This window comes from Actinacidiphila sp. bgisy167, from assembly GCF_965342175.1.
Lineage (GTDB): Bacteria > Actinomycetota > Actinomycetes > Streptomycetales > Streptomycetaceae > Actinacidiphila.
This window is the reverse complement of sequence record NZ_CBDRBL010000002.1, coordinates 41,824-59,789: the sequence shown is the minus strand read 5'-3', so window position 1 is coordinate 59,789 and position 17,966 is coordinate 41,824. Positions and strand designations below refer to the sequence as shown.

Genomic DNA, 17,966 nt, shown 5'->3' with positions numbered 1-17,966 from the left:
GGGGCGCCTCGTACGCGACGATGGACGGCAGGACCGTACCGCCGAGCACCCGGCGCGCGCCCGGCGAGCACCGCCGTCGCCGGACCGCCGTCGCCGGACCGCCGGTGACCGCCGCCGCACCGCCCAGGAGTCGCGAACCATGGCAGAGAGCGTGCCCGTGCGCTGTCCGGCCTGCCGCCGGGAGCACGCCTACACCGCACCCGCCTTCCCCTGCGCCTGCGGCACGCCGCTGGCCCTGCCGATCCTGCGCGGCGGCATCCCGCTGCGGATCCGCCACCGTTCCTGGGACGACTCCTGGGTGGCCATGCGCTGCCCGGACTGCGGCCGTGACGACCAGTGGCCGCAGCCCGAACTCGACTGCGACTGCGGGGCGGTGGTCCGGCTGCCGGTGGACACCCGGGCCCTGCGGGTGCCCGAGCGCCCGGTCGCCCCGGCGCGGCGGGCCTTCCCGGGGCCGGCGGCGCCCGCGCCGCGGCCGCCGTTCCGGCCGGTGACCATCCGTACCGCGCGGGACGCGGTCGCCGCCGCCGCGCAGTACCTGAAGTGGCTGGGCTTCGCCGATGTCCGCACGGCGGGGGACCGTTCGGCCAACGGCATCGACCTGCGCGGTGACGGGGTCGTGGCCCAGGTCGACCCTGCGACGCGGCCCACTCCCCCGCGGGACGTCGAGACCCTCTGGCTCAACTGCCTCAACGAGGACTGTGCCGGCGCCTTCTTCTCCCTGGCGGGCTACGCCCACGACGCACGCCTGCGCGCGGACCGGCTGGGGGTGCCGCTCTTCGTCATGGACCTCACCGGAACGCCTCAGCCGGTCAACAACGCCGCGGACATCCTCATCAGAAGGGGCCCCCGCGCCACGCCCTGAGCCGCGCGAGCTCTGCCCAGCCCTTCACCGTCCGTGGTCACTCGGGTCGCGCGACCGCCGCTCCCGGGGGAGTATCGAGAGGTTCCCCTCCGTACGGCAATCCCATGACTACGTCAAGGACGCAGCGATGTCTACGGCCCTTCTGAAGCGCAAGCTCGACAAATCCTTCCGCCGTCTGGACACGGACGGCAACGGATATGCCGAGCGCGCCGACTTCCAGGACGTCGGCGCGCGGCTGATCCACGGCTTCGGCATGTCCCCCACCTCTCCCAAGGGCAAGGCGGTGGCGGTGCGGCTGGACGCCGTCTGGGCGGAACTGGCGGCGTACGCCGACACGGACCGCGACGGGCGGCTGTCGTCCGTGGAATACCACCACGGGATGACCAAGGCCTTCATCGAGGGACCCGCCTTCGACCCCGTCTTCCATCCGGCGGCCGAGGCCGTCGTCCACCTGTGCGACACCGACGGCGACGGCCGCGTCGGGCGCGGGGAGTTCGAGGTCCTGCAACGGGCCTTCAACACCCCCGGCACCGACATCGCGGCGGCCTTCAACCGCCTCGATGCCGACGGCGACGGCTGCGTGAGCACGGCCGACCTGGTGGCGGCCATCCGCGCCTACTACATCGGCACCGACCCCGAGGCGCCCGGCAACTGGCTGTTCGGACCGCTCTGAACGGGTAGCGGCCGGCGCGCCGGACACCTCGGGGAGGTGCGCGTGGAGCCCGGCCGCCGCGCCCGGGAGGTCAGGACGGGGCGGCCGGTGGCAGGGCGTACGAGCGCGCTCAGGGGCTCGTGAGCGGGATGATCTCGGTGGGCGCGTGGCCGGGTTCGGTGGCCAGCTCCTCGAACTCCACGACGTTGCCGATGTCGTTGGTGACGCTCATGGCGATGTTGGTGACCCGCTCCAGGATCGCCTCGACGACCACCGGCACCCGGTACTCGGCCGCGAGCTTCTTCGCCTGCTCGAAGGCGGCACCGAGGTCGGCGGGGTCGGTGACCCGGATCGCCTTGCAGCCCAGGCCCTCGGCGACCTTGACGTGGTCGACGCCGTAGACCCCCAGCTCGGGCGAGTTGACGTTCTCGAACTCCAGGTTGACCTGGAAGTCGATGTCGAACGCCCGCTGCGCCTGGCGGATCAGGCCCAGATAGGAGTTGTTCACCAACACGTGCACATACGGGATGCGGTGCTGCGCCCCGACCGCCAACTCCTCGATCATGAACTGGAAGTCGTAGTCGCCCGAGAGCGCCACCACCGGCGTCCCCGGGTCGGCCTTCGCCACGCCCAGGGCGGCCGGCACGGTCCAGCCGAGAGGGCCGGCCTGGCCGCAGTTGATCCAGTGGCGCGGCCGGTAGACGTGCAGCATCTGCGCGCCCGCGATCTGGGAGAGGCCGATCGTGGTGACGTAGCGGGTGTCGGGGCCGAAGGCGCGGTTCATCTCCTCGTACACGCGCTGCGGCTTGATCGGGATGTCGTCGAAGTGCGTGCGGCGGTGCAGCGTCGCCTTGCGTTCCCGGGCGGACGCCGCCCAGGCCGAGCGGTCCGGCAGCTCGCCCGCGGCCCGCAGCTCCCGGGCCACCTCGACGAACAGCTCGAGCGCGGCGCCGGCGTCGGAGGTGATCCCGTAGTCGGGGGCGAAGATCTTGCCGATCTGGGTGGGCTCGATGTCGACGTGCACAAAGGCGCGGCCCTTGGTGTAGACGTTGATCCGGCCGGTGTGGCGGTTGGCCCAGCGGTTGCCGATGCCGAGGACGAAGTCCGACTCCAGGAAGGTCGCGTTGCCGTAGCGGTGCGAGGTCTGGAGGCCCACCATGCCCGCGTTGAGCTCGTGGTCGTCCGGGATGGCGCCCCAGCCCATCAGGGTCGGCACCACCGGGGTGCCGGTGAGTTCGGCGAACTCCACCAGCAGACCGGCCGCGTCGGCGTTGATCACCCCGCCGCCGGCCACGATCAGCGGCCGCTGGGCGGCGGTCATCATGGCGAGGGCCTTCTCGATCTGCCGGCGGGTGGCGGCGGGCTTCCAGACCGGCAGCGGCTCGTACGTCTCGGGGTCGAACTCGATCTCGGTGAGCTGGACGTCGACCGGCAGGTCGATCAGGACCGGCCCGGGGCGTCCGGAGCGCATGAGGTGGAAGGCCTTCTGGAAGACGCCGGGCACCTGGGCCGCCTCGAGGACGGTGGTGGCGGCCTTGGTCACGGGCGCGGCGATGGCCGCGATGTCCACGGCCTGGAAGTCCTCCTTGTGGATCACCGAGGTGGGCGCCTGGCCGGTGATGCAGAGGATCGGGATCGAGTCCCCGGTCGCCGAGTAGAGGCCGGTGATCATGTCGGTGCCGGCGGGACCGGAGGTGCCGATGCAGACGCCGATGTTGCCGTGGGCGGTGCGCGTGTAGCCCTCGGCCATGTGGGAGGCGCCCTCCACGTGGCGGGCCAGCGTGTGCTGGATGCCGCCCGACTCCTTGAGGGCGGCGTAGAAGGGGTTGATCGCGGCACCGGGCACGCCGAAGGCGGTGTCCACGCCCTCGCGCTTGAGGATCTCCACTGCCGCTCGGGCGGCGGTCATTCGAGGCATTCGGTCACTCCTGCGTCGTCCTGCGGTCCAGGTGGTCGCGCCCGGGGCTCACATTTCACATTGCGGAAGAGTTCTTTTGCCATGCGGAACTACTGTGAACATAAGGTGCCTTGGCAGGCGGGTCAAGAAGCAGATGCGAAAGCGGTGGGGCAAGCGGCCGATCGCTGCCTCCGCTGAGCGGCTCGCCGACGGTCTTCGGACTGGGTCAGCACCGCCTGTTCCCACCGCCGTCCTCCCGTCCGGCTGCCTCGCCGCGCGCACGGGTTCCGTGGTCGGATGGGGTGGTCGGCCGGGCCGTGACCGGTTGGGGTGCACGGCAGAGCAGGCACGGCACTCGCACTTCCGGGCATCACCGACCCCGGCCCTCTCGGAACGTGATCACGCCCTGTACTGCAGGCGGGCTGGGGCTCGCGGCTCGCCAGGCAGAACTGCGGCGAGGCGGCCGAGCGCTTCTCGCACTCGAAGTGCGACTTTCTTGCTCTCGCAGGTGAAGAGGTGTGCGGAAGTCGGCCGCCTCCGGCACCACCGAGGCCGGCCAGGGGTGGGCGGTCGCCGGCGGATTCTCCGTCGGCTGCTGGTACACCTGCCCACGTGTCCCTGACCGGCACGAACGGGGATTCGGAAGTCCGGCATGGCGATCACTGGTCCGTGCCTGGTCCCGACCGTTCCATCAGGGAATCAGCTGGACCCGCCCAGCACGATCTTCCACACTCGGGTCGCCACCTGGAGGTTCAGCCGGTCCTCGACGTTCGCGAGGTCGTTGCCGCTGATGTCGCGGATGCGCTTGAGCCGGTAGCGCAGCGTGCTGCGGTGGATCGCGAGGGACTCGGCGGTCTCGTCGTAGTTGCCGCCGCAGTCGAAGTAGCGGGACAGGGTCTCCGCCATGGTCGTGTGGTGCCGGGAGTCGTAGTCGATGAGCTGCCCGAGCCACTCGTTGACGAACGTCTCCAGTTCCCTGTGATCGTTGCCGGGTCCGAGGATGCGGTAGAGGCCGAGCTCGTCGAAGAACGTCGTGCCGTAGTGCTCGCGCGAGTGGCGGCGCACGTCCAGGGCGCGCTGCGCCTCCTGGTAGCGGTGGGGGATGTCGTCCAGGGAGTCGCAACGGGCGCTCACCCCGATCGTCGCGGACCGTGTCCCGGTCTCCTGGGCGAGCGCCTCGTACAGCGCGCGGGCGTGCGGCCTGTCGTCGGCGATGAGGACGACATGGTCGGAACGTGGGGTCAGCAGCGAGCGTATGCCCACGCCGGAGGCCGCCCGACCCACGGTCTGCGCGAAGGAGTCGTCCGCAGTCCGGTCCGACCGCTGCACCACGACGACGTAGTGACTGCGGTGCAGGTCGTACCCGGCTGCCTCGGACCGGGCGTAGGCGCTCGCCTCGTCCGCCCCTGCCAGGAGGTCGTCGACCAGCTCGCGGTGCAGCCTCAGCTCCACTTCGGCCAGGTCGCGCAGGTGCGCCAGCTCCAGGGCGAGCGACGTGGCGGCGTATTCCAGCGCGAGCACGGTGTGCTCGTCGGCCTCGTTCCGGGCATCGACCAGGGCCAGCACGCCCAGGATCTCGCCGTGCGGGCGGACCAGGGTGACCAGTCGGTCCTTTATCCGCACCGGCCCGGCCTCCCGGGCGACAGCGCGCAGCATTTCGTCCTGGCGCAAGGGGTCCGGTTCCGGATAGGGGTCGGGTCGGCTGGGCCCGGTCCAGGACCTCAGTCGACCGAAGCGGTCCTCGACCAGCGCGGAGAGTCCAGTGAGCCCATGCAGTGCGCGGGTGACGGCTTCCTCGCCGCCGCCCGAGGCGGCGACGTCGGCCATGAGCGCGTGAACGACGCGCTGATACCCCAGCTCGGCCGCGACCGAGATCAGCTGCCGCTGGAGGGCTGTGCGTTCCTCCCTCAGCCGGTGCAGTTCCAGCGCGTCCTCGCGTCGGCGGCGGTGTGCGAAGGCGACCGACAGTGCGGCGGCGGTGTGCCGGACGAGCGTGACGAGCAGGGAGTACTCGGCCTCGGTGGGCCGGGAGCGGGAGGTCACCACGAGGTAGCCGTGGAGCCTGTCGAGTCCGCGTAGCCCCAGGGCCCGGCCCCAGGGCCGGCCGGGTACGGTCACAGGGCCGTCCTGCCCGGCCAGCTCCCGCACCCTGCAGTCCACGGCCGCGGCATGGATCTCCCCGTTCCCCGTGCTGGGGACCAGCTCGCCGTCCACCTCGAGGTATCCGGCCTCGGCGCTGTACGGCCCGGCGGCGGCTACATGGCTCATGGCCAGGCGCAGGATCTCGCCTTCGTCCGGGGTGTCGAACAGGGCGTGGGAGAGCGCCATCAGTTCGTGAGGGGCATGGCCGGCTGGGACGGGAGCGGGTGGGCGGGGCTCTTTCCCCGCGGTCCTGGGGGGCCGCCTGGTACTGCCCCGCGGAGGGCTGCCCTCCCGGTCGGAGCGCCGGCGGTACAGGTTGTGCGCCTGGCTGCTGACCATGGGATCACTCCGTTCTCTCCAACCCTACAGGGAGGCGAGCGGTGTTTCGCGTGCCCGCTCACGGGCCGGCTCCTCAGATCCGGATGGTTCTTTTCGTACTCGTGGGGCAACCGGACCCGTGCATATCCGACTCGTGAGGCGCAGGCGTGGAGCCACTCGGCGCGCCACCCTGGAAGTGTTCGAGACTCTCCGTCCGGACTGTCAGGAAGGCTGGGCGATGAGCGGGAAGCATCGCGGGTCGGTTGCGTCGCACCCGAGGCACCCGGAAGCCGCACGTGCCGTTGACCACCTCCCTGACCACGGATTTCCCGTACAGAGTGGCGTCACCGGCCAGGACCCGCCGTGGTCGGGCGCGTGATCGGCCGGGATGGGCCACGGCAGGGCCGCCCTTCGCAAAGCTGCGAGCGGTGCGCTCCCCGGCGTCCTGATCGGCTCGCTGTCTCCGAAGAGGCTGTAGGGCGGATCGGCGGGCTGCAGATGACCGGCGGAGGTCCCACCCGAACCTGAACGAACGTGATCCGGAGAGTCGGCGCAGGCGCCGGAACGGGAGGAGTCCCTCATGGCCAAGGCAGTGGGCATCGACCTGGGCACCACCAACTCGGTGATCGCCGTGTGGGAGGGCGGCGAGCCGCACGTCGTGCCGAACAGCGAGGGCAACCGCACGACACCGTCCGTGGTGGCCTTCACCGATACCGGCGAGCGCCTGGTGGGCCAGCTGGCCCGGCGCCAGGCGATCCTCAACCCGAAGGGCACCATCTACTCGGCCAAGCGGTTCATCGGCCGGCGTTTCGACGAGGTCTCCGACGAGGCCAGGGCGGTGGCGTACGACGTCGTCGAGGGCGAAGGCGGGGCCGCGCGATTCAAGGTGCGCGACAAGCTGTACGCGCCTGAGGAGATCAGCGCCCAGGTGCTGCGGAAACTCGCCGACGACGCTTCCAAGCAACTGGGGGAGCGGGTCACGGAGGCGGTCATCACGGTGCCCGCCTACTTCAACGACGCTCAGCGGACCGCCACCAAGGACGCCGGACGGATCGCGGGTCTGGAGGTCCTGCGGATCATCAACGAGCCGACCGCGGCGGCCCTCGCGTACGGAATGGACAAGAAGCAGCACGAGACCGTCCTCGTCTTCGACCTGGGCGGCGGCACCTTCGACGTGAGCATCCTCGACGTCGGCGACGGCGTGGTGGAGGTGCGCTCCACCGCCGGCGACAGCCACCTGGGCGGCGACGACTTCGACCGCCGTCTGGTGGATCACCTCGCGGACGACTTCCAGAAGGAGAACGGAATCGACCTGCGCAAGGACCCGCAGGCCCTGCAACGCCTGTTCGAGGCGGCCGAGAAGGCCAAGACCGAGCTCAGTTCGGTGACGCAGACGCAGGTGAGCCTGCCGTTCATCACCGCCGACGCCTCGGGCCCCAAGCATCTCACCGACACGATCATGCGGTCCACGTTCGACCAGATCACCAGCGACCTGGTGGAGCGGTGCCTGGGACCCGTCCAGCAGGCCATGGCCGACGCCAAGGTCGGCGAGAGCGACATCGACGAGGTCATCCTCGTCGGCGGTTCCACACGGATCCCGGCCGTCCAGTCCCTCGTGCGCCGGCTGACCGGCGGCAAGGAACCCAACATGAGCGTCAACCCCGATGAGGTCGTCGCCCTGGGCGCCGCAATCCAGGCCGGGGTGCTCAAGGGCGAGGTCAAGGACGTCCTGCTGCTCGACGTCACACCCCTGTCGCTGGGTGTCGAGACACGCGGTGGCGTGATGACGAAGATCATCGAGCGGAACACCACCATCCCCGTCCGTCGCACCGAAACCTTCTCCACCGCCGAGGACAACCAGCCCGCCGTCGACATCGTCGTCCTCCAGGGCGAGCGCGAACGGGCCGCCGACAACCGGGTGCTCGGCCGGTTCCAGCTCACCGACATCCGCCCGGCGCCGCGGGGCGAACCGCAGGTCGAGGTCACCTTCGACATCGACGCCAACGGCATCCTCAACGTCAAGGCACGTGACCGGGACACCGGCAAGGAACAGGGCATCACCATCAGCGAGAGCTCCAACCTGGACCGCAGCGAGGTCGAACGCATGGTCCAGGAGGCCGAGCGCAACCGGGGCCAGGATCAGGCACTCCGCGAGGCCGTCGACGCCCGCAACGAGCTCGACGCCGTCGCCTACCAGGTCGAGAAGCGCCTCGCCGAACTGGGCGACGCAGCGCCCGCGCACGAGAAGGCACGCGCCGAGATGCTCGTGTCCGACGCCCGGGCGGCGGTCAAGGAAGAGGCGGGTGTGGAGCGCGCGCGGCCCCTGACCTCCGAACTCCAGCAGGTGCTCGCCGGGCTGGCGGCCCATCAGGGCGCCGCTGCCACGGGCGGTCCCGGCCAGGACACCACCGGGGGCGGCGCGGCCGGTGGCCCGGGCGGCGGTGGCGGTGACGACGACGTCATCGATGCCGAGTTCGACAAGGACTGAGGCGTGCCATGCCCAGCCGCGCCCAGGAACCCCACCAGGCCGCGTCGGAGTCGGTCGAACCGGTCCGGGAAGGCGCCGTACGCCCTCCGCGCGGGGATGTGCCGCAACCGGACCCGTCGCCCCGGCCGGTAGCGGCGAACGACGAACCGGGACCCGACGCCGCCGGCCCCACGCCTGACGAGGACGAGTACACGACCGCGATCCAGGAACTGGAGGACCGCTGGCGGCGCGCGCTCGCCGACCTCGACAACCTTCGCAAGCGCCACGCCCGGGAACTGGAGCGGGAGCGGAGGGTCGAGCGTTCCCGCACGGCGGCCGCCTTCCTGCCCGTCCTCGACAACCTCGAGCTCGCCCTGACCCATGCCGGCGCCGATCCGGATGCGATCGTGGAGGGCGTCCGGGCCGTTCGCGACCAGGCGGTGAACGTCCTCGAACTGCTCGGCTACCCGCGGCACGCGGAGACCGGCGTCGCCTTCGACCCGGCCCGGCACGAGGTGGTCGGCGTCGTCCAGGACTCCGACGCCCCACCGGGCACCGTCGTCGAGATGCTGCGCCCCGGCTACGGGGACGGCGAGCAGCAGCTCAGGCCCGCCGCCGTGACGGTCGCGAAGCGGGAGTGACCGGTCATGGCACGGGACTTCTACGAAGTGCTGGGCGTGTCGCGGACCGCGAGCCAGGACGAGATCCAGCAGGCATACCGCAAGCTCGCCCGCACGTCACACCCCGACGTCAACAAGGACCCCGGGGCGGAGGAACGTTTCAAGGACCTCAACGAGGCATACAGCGTGCTGTCGGACCCGAAGACCCGTGCCCGTTACGACCGCTTCGGCGAGGACTTCCGCAAGATCCCCGAGGACTTCGACGAACGGGTCGCGGCCGGAGCGGGCGGCGGCTTCCGCGCTCCGAGGACCGCGGGCGCGGGCGGCCCCCGCGTCCGGTACGCCACCGGCTTCGGCGACGACTTCGGAGCGGAGGGCATCGACATCGAGGATCTGCTCGGCTCCATGTTCGGAGCCGGCACCGCCCGAGGCGGCGTCCCCGGAGCCGACCAGGAGGCAGAACTGCCGCTCACCGTCGAGGAGGCGTACCGGGGCGGCCGTCGCACCGTCACGCTCGCCGGTCCCCAGGGGCAGCCGCGGCGGTACGGGATCGACGTGCCACCCGGTGTCACCGACGGGCAGCGCATCCGGCTGTCGGGCGAGGGCGGCCGCAGCAGTGGTGACGCCCCCGCGGGCGACCTGTACCTGCGGGTACGCATCCAGCCCCACCCCCGGTTCCGGCTGGACGGCCGCGACGTCCACGTACAGCTCCCGGTCGCCCCCTGGGAGGCGGCCCTGGGCGCGACCGTGCCGGTGCCCACCCCCGGCGGCGGCACGGCCAAGGTCACGGTGCCCGCGGGCTCTTCCAGTGGCCGGCGGCTGCGGCTGCGCGGCGAGGGCATGCCGAACCTGCGAGGCGCGAACGGCGACCTGTACGCCGAACTCCGTGTCATGGTGCCGCCCGCCCTCGGTGACCGGGAGCGCGAACTCTTCGAGGAGCTCGCCGCCACCTCCTCGTACGACCCCAGGAGGACGCGATGAACGACCGACCCGTGGCAGCGGCAGGCATCGGCCGGGCCGAAGTGGGTGCCCGCCCGGTGCGAGCGGGAACCGACATCACCGCCTCGACGGCTGTCCGGTACGAGCTCGTGCCCGTCCCCAGGCTCTCCCTGGACGCCGTGGCCCGTCGCTCGGGCCTCCACCCCGATCTGATCCGCCGGTTCGTCGCCCTCGGCCTCGTCGACGCCGAACGCGATGCCTCGGAGCACCTGGTGTTCGACCCCGCGGCCCCGGCGGTCCTCGCCCGCATCCAGCGGCTGCGCACCGGACTCTGCCTCAACTACGCATCCATCGGCCTGGTGCTCGACCTGCTGGACCGCATCAGCCTGCTCGAAGCCGCCCTGCGCCGCGCCGGCACGAGGAGTGAAACACGCTCATGGACATGAACAGTCTCACCCAGAAGTCCCAGGAAGCCCTGCAGGAGGCTCAGACCGCGGCCGTCCGCATGGGGCAGACCGAGGTCGACGGGGAGCACCTGCTGCTCGCGCTTCTCGACCAGGAGGACGGTCTGATCCCGCGGTTGCTGCAGCGGGCCGGGATGGAGCCGAAGGAGCTGCTCGCCGCCGTGCGCGGGGAACTCTCCCGCCGTCCGAAGGTCACCGGCCCCGGCGCGGCACCTGGCCAGGTCTTCGTCACCCAGCGCCTCGCCCGCCTGCTCGATGCAGCCGAACGGGAGGCCGAACGTCTCAAGGACGAGTACGTGTCCGTGGAGCACCTGCTGCTCGCCCTGGCCGAGGAGGGCTCTTCAACCGCCGCCGGGCGACTGCTCAAAGGGGCCGGCATCACCAGGGACTCGTTCCTGAGCGCGCTCACCCAGGTCCGCGGCAGCCAGCGCGTCACCTCCGCCAACCCCGAAACGGCCTACGAGGCTCTCGAGAAGTACGGCCGCGATCTCGTCGCCGAGGCCAGGGACGGCAGGCTCGACCCGGTCATCGGCCGGGACGCCGAGATCCGCCGCGTCACCCAGATCCTCAGCCGCAAGACCAAGAACAACCCCGTCCTCATCGGCGACCCCGGCGTCGGCAAGACCGCCATCGTCGAGGGCCTCGCCCAGCGCATCGTCCGCGGTGACGTTCCCGAAGGACTCAGCGACAAGACGGTGTTCGCCCTCGACATGGGCTCCCTGGTCGCGGGCGCCAAGTACCGCGGTGAGTTCGAGGAACGCCTCAAGGCCGTGCTCAGCGAGGTCAAGGCAGCCCAAGGACGCATCCTGCTCTTCGTCGACGAACTGCACACCGTCGTCGGCGCGGGCGCCGCCGAAGGGGCCATGGACGCGGGCAACATGCTCAAGCCGATGCTCGCCCGCGGTGAACTCCACATGATCGGCGCCACCACCCTCGACGAGTACCGCAAGTACATCGAGAAGGACGCGGCCCTCGAACGCCGCTTCCAGCAGGTGCTGGTCGACGAGCCGAGCGTGGAGGACACCATCTCCATCCTGCGCGGACTGCGCGAACGCCTGGAGGTCTTCCACGGCGTGAAGATCCAGGACACCGCGCTGGTCTCCGCGGCCACCCTCAGCCACCGCTACATCACCGACCGGTTCCTGCCCGACAAGGCCATCGACCTCGTCGACGAGGCGTGCGCCCGGCTGCGCACCGAGATCGACTCGATGCCCGCCGAACTCGACGAGATCACCCGCCGCGTCACCCGCCTGGAGATCGAGGATGCGGCCCTGTCCAAGGAGACCGACCCCGCCAGCAGAGCCCGCCTCGAGGAACTGCGCAGGGAACTGGCCGACCTGCGCGGCGAGGCCGACGCCAAGCGCGCCCAGTGGGAGGCCGAGCGGCAGGCCATCCGCCGTGTGCAGGAGCTGCGCCAGGAACTGGAGCAGGTCCGCCACGAAGCCGAGGAGGCCGAACGCGCCTACGACCTCAACCGAGCCGCCGAACTGCGCTACGGCCGCCTTCAGGACCTGGAGCGCCGGCTCGCCGCAGAGGAGGAGCAACTGGCCGCCAAACAAGGGAGGAACCGGCTGCTGCGCGAGGTCGTCACCGAGGAGGAGATCGCTGAGATCGTCGCCGCCTGGACCGGCATCCCCGTCGCCCGTCTCCAGGAGGGCGAACGCGAGAAACTGCTGCGCCTCGACGAGATCCTGAGCGAGCGGGTCATCGGCCAGGACGAGGCCGTCAAGCTCGTCGCCGACGCCATCATCCGCGCCCGCTCCGGCATCCGCGACCCACGCCGCCCCATCGGCTCGTTCATCTTCCTCGGCCCCACCGGCGTCGGGAAGACCGAGCTGGCCAAGACCCTCGCCCGGGCCCTTTTCGACTCCGAGGAGAACATGGTCCGCCTCGACATGAGCGAGTACCAGGAGCGTCACACCGTCAGCCGGCTCATGGGCGCCCCACCCGGATACGTCGGCTACGAGGAAGGCGGCCAGCTCACCGAGGCCGTACGCCGCAAGCCGTACTCGGTTGTGCTGTTCGACGAGATCGAGAAGGCGCACACCGATGTCTTCAACACCCTGCTGCAGATCCTCGACGACGGCCGCATCACCGACGCTCAGGGCCGCACGGTCGACTTCCGCAACACCGTGATCATCATGACGTCCAACATCGGCTCCGAGTACCTGCTCGACGGCGCCACCGCCGAGGGCGAGATCAAGCCCGACGCCCGCGCCCTGGTGATGGGCGAGCTGCGCGGGCACTTCCGCCCGGAGTTCCTCAACCGCGTCGACGACATCGTGCTGTTCAAGCCGCTCGGTGAGCGGCAGATCGAGCGCATCGTAGAGCTGCAGTTCGACGAACTGCGCCGCCGTCTCGCCGAACGCCGCATCACCGTCGAGCTCACCGACGCTGCACGGCAAGTGATCGCCCACCAGGGCTACGACCCGGTGTACGGGGCCCGCCCGCTGCGCCGCTATATCTCCCACGAGGTCGAGACGCTGGTCGGGCGGTCCCTGCTGCGCGGCGACGTCCAGGACGGCGCGACGATCCGTGTCGACGCCGAACACGGAGAGCTGGTGGTCACCTACGCCCAGCCCGAGGCCGTGGAGGGCGCGCGGGCGGCATGATCACCGTGCAAGCCGGCGACGGCACCTGCCCGCACTGCGGTGCACCAACCGGGTGCCGGCGGCCGCCGAGGGTGCCCCAGGTGCGGCAACCGCAAGCGGCTGCCGCCGTGGATGGCCGACACGGGCGACGACGACCTCACCGACGTCGCCGAACAGGCCCCCGTGCCCGTCGCCGTGGACCTACGGGCCACCTGGTACGGCCTCTGCCGCATGGTCTCCCCTCACTGGAGAAGGTCGACCTGCGGTCCCCCGCCTCCATCCCGAGGCCGCGCAGCCGGTTCGCGACGCGGGCGGAGCGCTCCGACATCGCGGCGGACGGGACGGCGGACTCGGAGCTGTCCTCCGGGGCGATGTGCGGAGCGGGGCGGTCGTTGCCGCGGGCGATGACGTCGAACCAGTCCAACGCCCAGTCGGAGTGCTCCGGCCACGGCCGGCGGAAGCCCTCGCAGGCCGCCTGGCAGTCCTCGCGGTGGCGCAGCCGGAAGTCCCGCGCCGTCCGGAACTCCTCGGTCCGGCTGGTGGCCTTCGTGTGCCCTCCTCGCGGCCGGCCTCTCTGGAAGCATCCTGCGGCAGTGCGGGGGCTTTCACCACCTCCGTTCGGGAGTCTGGGAAAGCGGCACCGGCGCGGCGGCCCGGACAGGCACACCGGGTCGGGCGGGCGGCCACCCCCGGCACCCGCCGAAGCCTCACGCCGGCGCGCTGAGGGCAGCCGGGAAGCTCCCTCACGCCCTCCGGACCCGCCGGCCCCGGCATCCCGGCGGATGCGCATTCCCCAGGGCCCTTCCACTTCCGCATCGGGGACTTGCGAAGCTTCTTGCATAAGAGGTCGCGCGGATAGGCGGGGTGGAGAATGGAGCGGGTCGAGGGCCGAGCCCGGCAAGGCCAAGAAGGGAGACGCAGCGGAGCTGCGGCGACCGACGACAACGCCGCCGGGCGAGAGCCATCGACCCGCGACGCCGGCCCGCCTATCCGCGCGGCCTCTAACATGGCCCCGGACACGACATGAGGGGAGCGGCGACCGTGGTGCAGGTCTTCGACGTGCCGGCCAGACCCCGACCCGATCAGGTGATCGGGCGAGGGGATGTGCTGGAGCGGGCCCGCGGGCAGCTCGGTCGAGGGGGCAGTCTCCTGTTGTGCGGACCGGCCGGTATCGGGAAGTCCACCCTGCTGCGGACCCTCGCCGAGGAATGCGGCGGCGAGCCCACGGTGCTGCGCTGTTCCGCGACCGAATCCGAATCGCACCTTCCCTTCCTCGCCCTGGTCGACCTGCTCGGCCTGGTCGCCGGCCAGGTCTCCGACCGCCTGCCCGGACCTCAGCGGGCCGTGCTGGAGGCGGCGCTCACCGGGCGCGGGGAGACCTCGCTGCAGGGGGACGGGCTCGCGCTGCGGCTGGCCGTGCTGTCGGTGCTGCGGGCGCTGGCCGCCGAGGGCCCGGTACTGATCGTCGTGGACGACCTGCAGTGGATGGACCCCGCCAGCGCCGAGCTCCTGGCCTTCGCGGCGCGCCGGGTCGGCGAACTGCCCGTGCGGGTGCTGGGCGCCGTCCGCGTCACCGACCCGCAGGACCAGCACGACCGCCATCTGCGCGCCTTCCCGCAGGACGTGCTCGCGCTGCGGGTGCCGCCGCTGTCCCGGCCGGCCGTCTCCGAACTCCTCGACGCGCGCGGGCACGGAGGGCTGTCCCGCGCGGTCGTCAGGGACATCCACCGCACCAGCGGCGGAAATCCGCTGTTCGCCCTGGAACTCGCCCGCGCCCTCGCGGAGAGCGGCACACCGCCGCGCCCGGGGGAGCCGCTGCCCGTGCCGACCTCGCTGCGCGCCCTGGTGCTCAACCGGCTGGAGATGCTCTCCGCGGAGACCCGCCGGACGCTGCTCGTCGCCAGCGCGGGAGCCCGCCCGACCCTCGCGACCCTGCACAGCGCCGGGCGTGTCAACGCCAAGAGCGAGACGGGGGTGGCCGCCTCCCTCGGCTTGGTGGAGATGGACGACCGGGACGGCGCCGGGCTGGTGCGTTTCGCGCATCCGCTGATATCCGCGGCGCTGTACGCGGAGGCGACCCCGGAGGACCGGCGCAGCGCCCATGCCGCGCTGGCCGGGGCCGCGGGCGACCCGATCGAGCGGGCGCGGCATCTGGCGCTGGCGACGACCGGCAAGGACGAACGGGTCGCGGCGAGCCTGGCAGAGGCCGCGGACGACGCCCGGGCCCGCGGCGCCCCCTCGATGGCCGCGCAACTCGGCCTGCTGGCCGCCCGGCACACCCCCGAGGACGCGGCGCCCACCGCGAACGAGCGGCGGTTGCGGGCCGCCGAGGACGCGCTGACCGCCGCGGAGCCCGAACTCGCCCGTGCCACGGCCCACGAGGTGCTGGCGCGGGCCACGGTCCCCGCGGACCGGGTGCGGGCGTGGAGTGTGGTGATCGACTCGGCCGGACAGGCCATGTGCGAGGTGGACGACGTCTTCCCGCAGGCCCTGGCCGACGCGGGGGACGACCCGCGGCTGCAGGGGCGGGTGCGCTACCAGCTCGCCTGGCGGGCCCTGATGGACGGCCGCGTCCTCGAGGCCCGCTGTGAGGCCGCCCGGTCGGCGGAGCTCGCCGCGCAGGCGGGCGACCGCCGCACGGAGTTGCTGGCGCTGTCCTTCAAGGCGCTCAACGAGACCTTGATGGGGCACCCCGACGCCCCCGGAACGCTGGCTCTGGCCTCCGCCGCGCCGCAGGACCCGGACGTCGCCACGGATCACAACGGCCCGGTCTACATCCGCTCCCGCTACCTGGTGATGAACGACCAACTCGACGCGGCACGAGCCGCGTTGGCGCGGCTGGCCGGGGAGGCACGGCAGCGGGGCGCGGTGGAGACCGAGGTCCACTCCGTGCGGGGCCTCGCCGAGATCGAGCTGCGCTCCGGCCGCTGCGGCGCGGCGCTGGACCTGGCCCGCGAAAGCCTCCGGCTGGCCGAGGACACCGGCATCGGCGAGGGCTTCGCGCTGCAGATCACGGCTGACCGGCGGGCTCGGTGAGGCGCGCGAGGTCATCGACGAGACACGCCGGCACGCGCTGCGGCTCGGCCGGCGCGGCATCCTCGCCGTCCTGGACCGCGCCGAGGGGATGCTGCTCGCCGCCCAAGGTGACGCCGACGGCGCGGTGGCGGTGCTGACCGGGGCCCGGCAGCGGCTGGCCGCGCTCGGCTACGGCCTGGAGGAGGCCCGCGCCGTCCTCGCGCTGGCCCGGGTCGAGGCGGACCGGCGCAACCTCAGGGCGGCGCATGCGGGACGGGAGGAGGCGGACCGGCTGTTCCGGCGGGCCAGGGCCCTGCCGTGGCTGGAACGGCTCGGACCGACCCCGGGGGGCCGGGAGGCACCGGAGGGCCGAGAGGCACCGGAAGCGGCGCTGCCCGAGTTGGAAGGGCTCGCCCGGATGGAACGCCAGGTGGCGGCGCTCGTTCTGGAGGGCGCCACCAACCGGGAGATCGCCGCGACGCTCTTCGTCAGCGTCAAGACGGTCGAGGCGACCCTGACCCGGGTCTACCGCAAACTGGGCATCCGCTCACGGGTGGACATCGTGCGGCTCGCCGCGGGCCGCCGGGCCGGCTGAGGGCCCTGCCCCCGCGGCGTCGCGCATCCCCCGCACGAACGGAACCACCCCACGGGCCGCCCACGGGCCGTTCGCGCTGATCCCGTGGCCTCGGCCCGTCGCCGGTCACGCTCCCTCGTCGTGGATCGCCGCGCAGCCGCGGCACCGCCTCAGCGGCCGCCGCGTTCCTCGGCTTCGACGGCCGCGTGGATCCGGTCGAGGACGGGGCGCAGGGCCTCCAGCTCCCCCGGCTCCAGCGGGTCCAGGACCATCCGGCGGACGGCCTCGACATGCGCGGGCGCGGAGGCCACCAGCTTCTCGTACCCCTCCGGCGTGAGGATCGCCAGCGTGTAGCGGCCGTCCTCGGGATCCGGCTCGCGGCGGACGAAGCCCTGGTGCTCCAGACGCCTCACCACGTGGGACAGCCGCGACAGGGACGAGCTCGCCCGGTCCGCGAGGACGCTCATTCTGATGGTGTGCCGCACCTGCTCGGAGAGCATCGCGAGGACGTGGTACTCCATCCAGTTCAACTGGGCGTCGCGCTCCAGCTCGCGCTCCAGTGCCGGCAGGAGCCGGGACATCACCCGGGCCATCGACATCCACGCGGTCAGCTCGCCGCCCCGCAGCCAGCGCGGCTCCCCCGCGGCGGTCGCTTCCCGTGCCGGTGTGTTCTTCGTCATGCCTCCCAGGCTATCGAATAGCTTGAAGCTTCAAGTCGATCTGTTACAGTCCACTTGAAGCTTCAAGTTGAAGCTTCAATTCATACCCTTGCATCGACAGATCGGGAGTCACGCCACATGACCAGGATCGGCATCATCCTCGGCAGCACCCGCCCCGGCCGCAACGGCGAGAAGGTCGCCCACTGGGTCCTCGAGCAGGCCGGAAAGCACACCGGCGACGCCACCTTCGAGCTCGTGGACCTCGCCGACTACCCGCTCCCCCACCTCGACGAGCCCATCCCGCCGGCGATGGGCCAGTACCAGAACGCCCACACCAAGGAGTGGGCCGCCAAGATCGCCAGCTTCGACGGCTTCATCTTCGTCACCCCGGAGTACAACCACTCCACCTCGGGCGTGCTGAAGAACGCCATCGACTACCTGCACGCCGAGTGGAACCACAAGGCGCTGGGCGTCGTGTCCTACGGCTCCGTGGGCGGCGCCCGCGCCGCCGAGCACCTGCGGCTGATCGCCGGTGAGCTGAAGATGGCCGACGTGCGCTCCCAGGTCGCGCTCTCGCTCTTCACCGACTTCGTCAACTTCAGCGAGTTCGCCCCCGGCGAGCACCAGGCCGCGAGCCTGTCGACCCTGATCGACGAGGTCATCGAGTGGAGCAGCGCCCTCGCGCCGCTGCGCGGCTGATCCCACGCGGCTGATCCACAGCACACCGGGGCCGGGCGGAGTGATCCTCCACCCGGCCCCGACG

11 protein-coding genes and 2 pseudogenes are annotated in these 17,966 nt (G+C 71.7%); 9 read left to right on the top strand and 4 right to left on the bottom strand.

Features of this window, described 5'->3' with window-relative positions; translation table 11 throughout:
* Nucleotides 1-139 precede the first annotated feature (139 nt).
* Nucleotides 140-865, top strand: coding sequence for a hypothetical protein (locus ACRWND_RS01290; protein ID WP_431944889.1), 726 nt, complete (start codon nucleotides 140-142; stop codon nucleotides 863-865).
* A gap of 127 nt (nucleotides 866-992) precedes the next feature.
* Entirely contained in the window at nucleotides 993-1,538 is a 546-nt protein-coding gene (locus ACRWND_RS01285; RefSeq protein WP_431944887.1) for an EF-hand domain-containing protein, read from the top strand.
* Between the two features lie 109 nt (nucleotides 1,539-1,647).
* Here the strand turns inward: ACRWND_RS01285 and gcl are convergent, their stop codons facing one another.
* Nucleotides 1,648-3,435, bottom strand: a complete 1,788-nt coding sequence (gcl, locus tag ACRWND_RS01280; protein WP_431944886.1) for a glyoxylate carboligase — start codon at nucleotides 3,433-3,435, stop codon at nucleotides 1,648-1,650.
* Nucleotides 3,436-4,113: 678 nt separating this feature from the next.
* A complete protein-coding gene (locus tag ACRWND_RS01275) occupies nucleotides 4,114-5,742 on the bottom strand; it encodes a PucR family transcriptional regulator (protein WP_431944884.1) in 1,629 nt (542 codons plus the stop codon).
* A gap of 712 nt (nucleotides 5,743-6,454) precedes the next feature.
* On the opposite strand from ACRWND_RS01275, the gene dnaK reads away from it, so the two are divergent.
* The 5 genes from dnaK to clpB are packed head-to-tail and all read left to right on the top strand — an operon-like array spanning nucleotide 6,455 to nucleotide 12,976.
* Nucleotides 6,455-8,362, top strand: coding sequence for a molecular chaperone DnaK (gene dnaK, locus ACRWND_RS01270; RefSeq protein ID WP_431944882.1), 1,908 nt, complete (start codon nucleotides 6,455-6,457; stop codon nucleotides 8,360-8,362).
* Nucleotides 8,363-8,370: 8 nt separating this feature from the next.
* A complete protein-coding gene (locus ACRWND_RS01265; protein WP_431944880.1) occupies nucleotides 8,371-8,982 on the top strand; it encodes a nucleotide exchange factor GrpE in 612 nt (203 codons plus the stop codon).
* A gap of 6 nt (nucleotides 8,983-8,988) precedes the next feature.
* Nucleotides 8,989-9,942 (top strand): DnaJ C-terminal domain-containing protein, encoded by a 954-nt coding sequence (locus tag ACRWND_RS01260; RefSeq protein WP_431944878.1) that lies wholly within the window; start codon nucleotides 8,989-8,991, stop codon nucleotides 9,940-9,942.
* Nucleotides 9,939-10,346 (top strand): chaperone modulator CbpM, encoded by a 408-nt coding sequence (locus ACRWND_RS01255; RefSeq protein WP_431944876.1) that lies wholly within the window; start codon nucleotides 9,939-9,941, stop codon nucleotides 10,344-10,346. Before ACRWND_RS01260 ends, ACRWND_RS01255 begins: the two co-directional genes overlap by 4 nt.
* Nucleotides 10,337-12,976, top strand: coding sequence for an ATP-dependent chaperone ClpB (gene clpB, locus ACRWND_RS01250; protein WP_431944874.1), 2,640 nt, complete (start codon nucleotides 10,337-10,339; stop codon nucleotides 12,974-12,976). The genes ACRWND_RS01255 and clpB overlap by 10 nt, the downstream gene beginning before the upstream one ends.
* 241 nt (nucleotides 12,977-13,217) lie before the next feature.
* On the opposite strand, the pseudogene ACRWND_RS01245 reads toward clpB, so the two are convergent.
* A pseudogene (locus tag ACRWND_RS01245) lies at nucleotides 13,218-13,454 on the bottom strand (AMP-dependent synthetase); the annotation flags it as partial.
* Nucleotides 13,455-13,978: 524 nt separating this feature from the next.
* Between ACRWND_RS01245 and ACRWND_RS01240 the strand changes: the two are divergent.
* Nucleotides 13,979-16,565 (top strand): annotated as a pseudogene (locus tag ACRWND_RS01240) (ATP-binding protein).
* A gap of 149 nt (nucleotides 16,566-16,714) precedes the next feature.
* On the opposite strand, the gene ACRWND_RS01235 reads toward ACRWND_RS01240, so the two are convergent.
* Nucleotides 16,715-17,224: a MarR family winged helix-turn-helix transcriptional regulator gene (locus ACRWND_RS01235; protein WP_431944872.1), complete on the bottom strand. Its 510-nt coding sequence runs from the start codon at nucleotides 17,222-17,224 to the stop codon at nucleotides 16,715-16,717.
* A 117-nt stretch (nucleotides 17,225-17,341) separates the two neighbouring features.
* Here ACRWND_RS01235 and ACRWND_RS01230 point away from each other — a divergent pair, with 117 nt between their 5' ends.
* A complete protein-coding gene (locus ACRWND_RS01230; RefSeq protein ID WP_431944870.1) occupies nucleotides 17,342-17,902 on the top strand; it encodes an NADPH-dependent FMN reductase in 561 nt (186 codons plus the stop codon).
* The last annotated feature ends 64 nt before the right edge of the window (nucleotides 17,903-17,966 follow it).

Coding starts and splice junctions, on each gene's coding strand:
- ACRWND_RS01290 (WP_431944889.1), top strand. CDS start 140: ATGGCAGAGAGCGTGCCCGTGCGCTGTCCGGCCTGCCGCCGGGAGCAC.
- ACRWND_RS01285 (WP_431944887.1), top strand. CDS start 993: ATGTCTACGGCCCTTCTGAAGCGCAAGCTCGACAAATCCTTCCGCCGT.
- gcl (WP_431944886.1), bottom strand. CDS start 3,435: ATGCCTCGAATGACCGCCGCCCGAGCGGCAGTGGAGATCCTCAAGCGC.
- ACRWND_RS01275 (WP_431944884.1), bottom strand. CDS start 5,742: ATGGCGCTCTCCCACGCCCTGTTCGACACCCCGGACGAAGGCGAGATC.
- dnaK (WP_431944882.1), top strand. CDS start 6,455: ATGGCCAAGGCAGTGGGCATCGACCTGGGCACCACCAACTCGGTGATC.
- ACRWND_RS01265 (WP_431944880.1), top strand. CDS start 8,371: ATGCCCAGCCGCGCCCAGGAACCCCACCAGGCCGCGTCGGAGTCGGTC.
- ACRWND_RS01260 (WP_431944878.1), top strand. CDS start 8,989: ATGGCACGGGACTTCTACGAAGTGCTGGGCGTGTCGCGGACCGCGAGC.
- ACRWND_RS01255 (WP_431944876.1), top strand. CDS start 9,939: ATGAACGACCGACCCGTGGCAGCGGCAGGCATCGGCCGGGCCGAAGTG.
- clpB (WP_431944874.1), top strand. CDS start 10,337: ATGGACATGAACAGTCTCACCCAGAAGTCCCAGGAAGCCCTGCAGGAG.
- ACRWND_RS01235 (WP_431944872.1), bottom strand. CDS start 17,224: ATGACGAAGAACACACCGGCACGGGAAGCGACCGCCGCGGGGGAGCCG.
- ACRWND_RS01230 (WP_431944870.1), top strand. CDS start 17,342: ATGACCAGGATCGGCATCATCCTCGGCAGCACCCGCCCCGGCCGCAAC.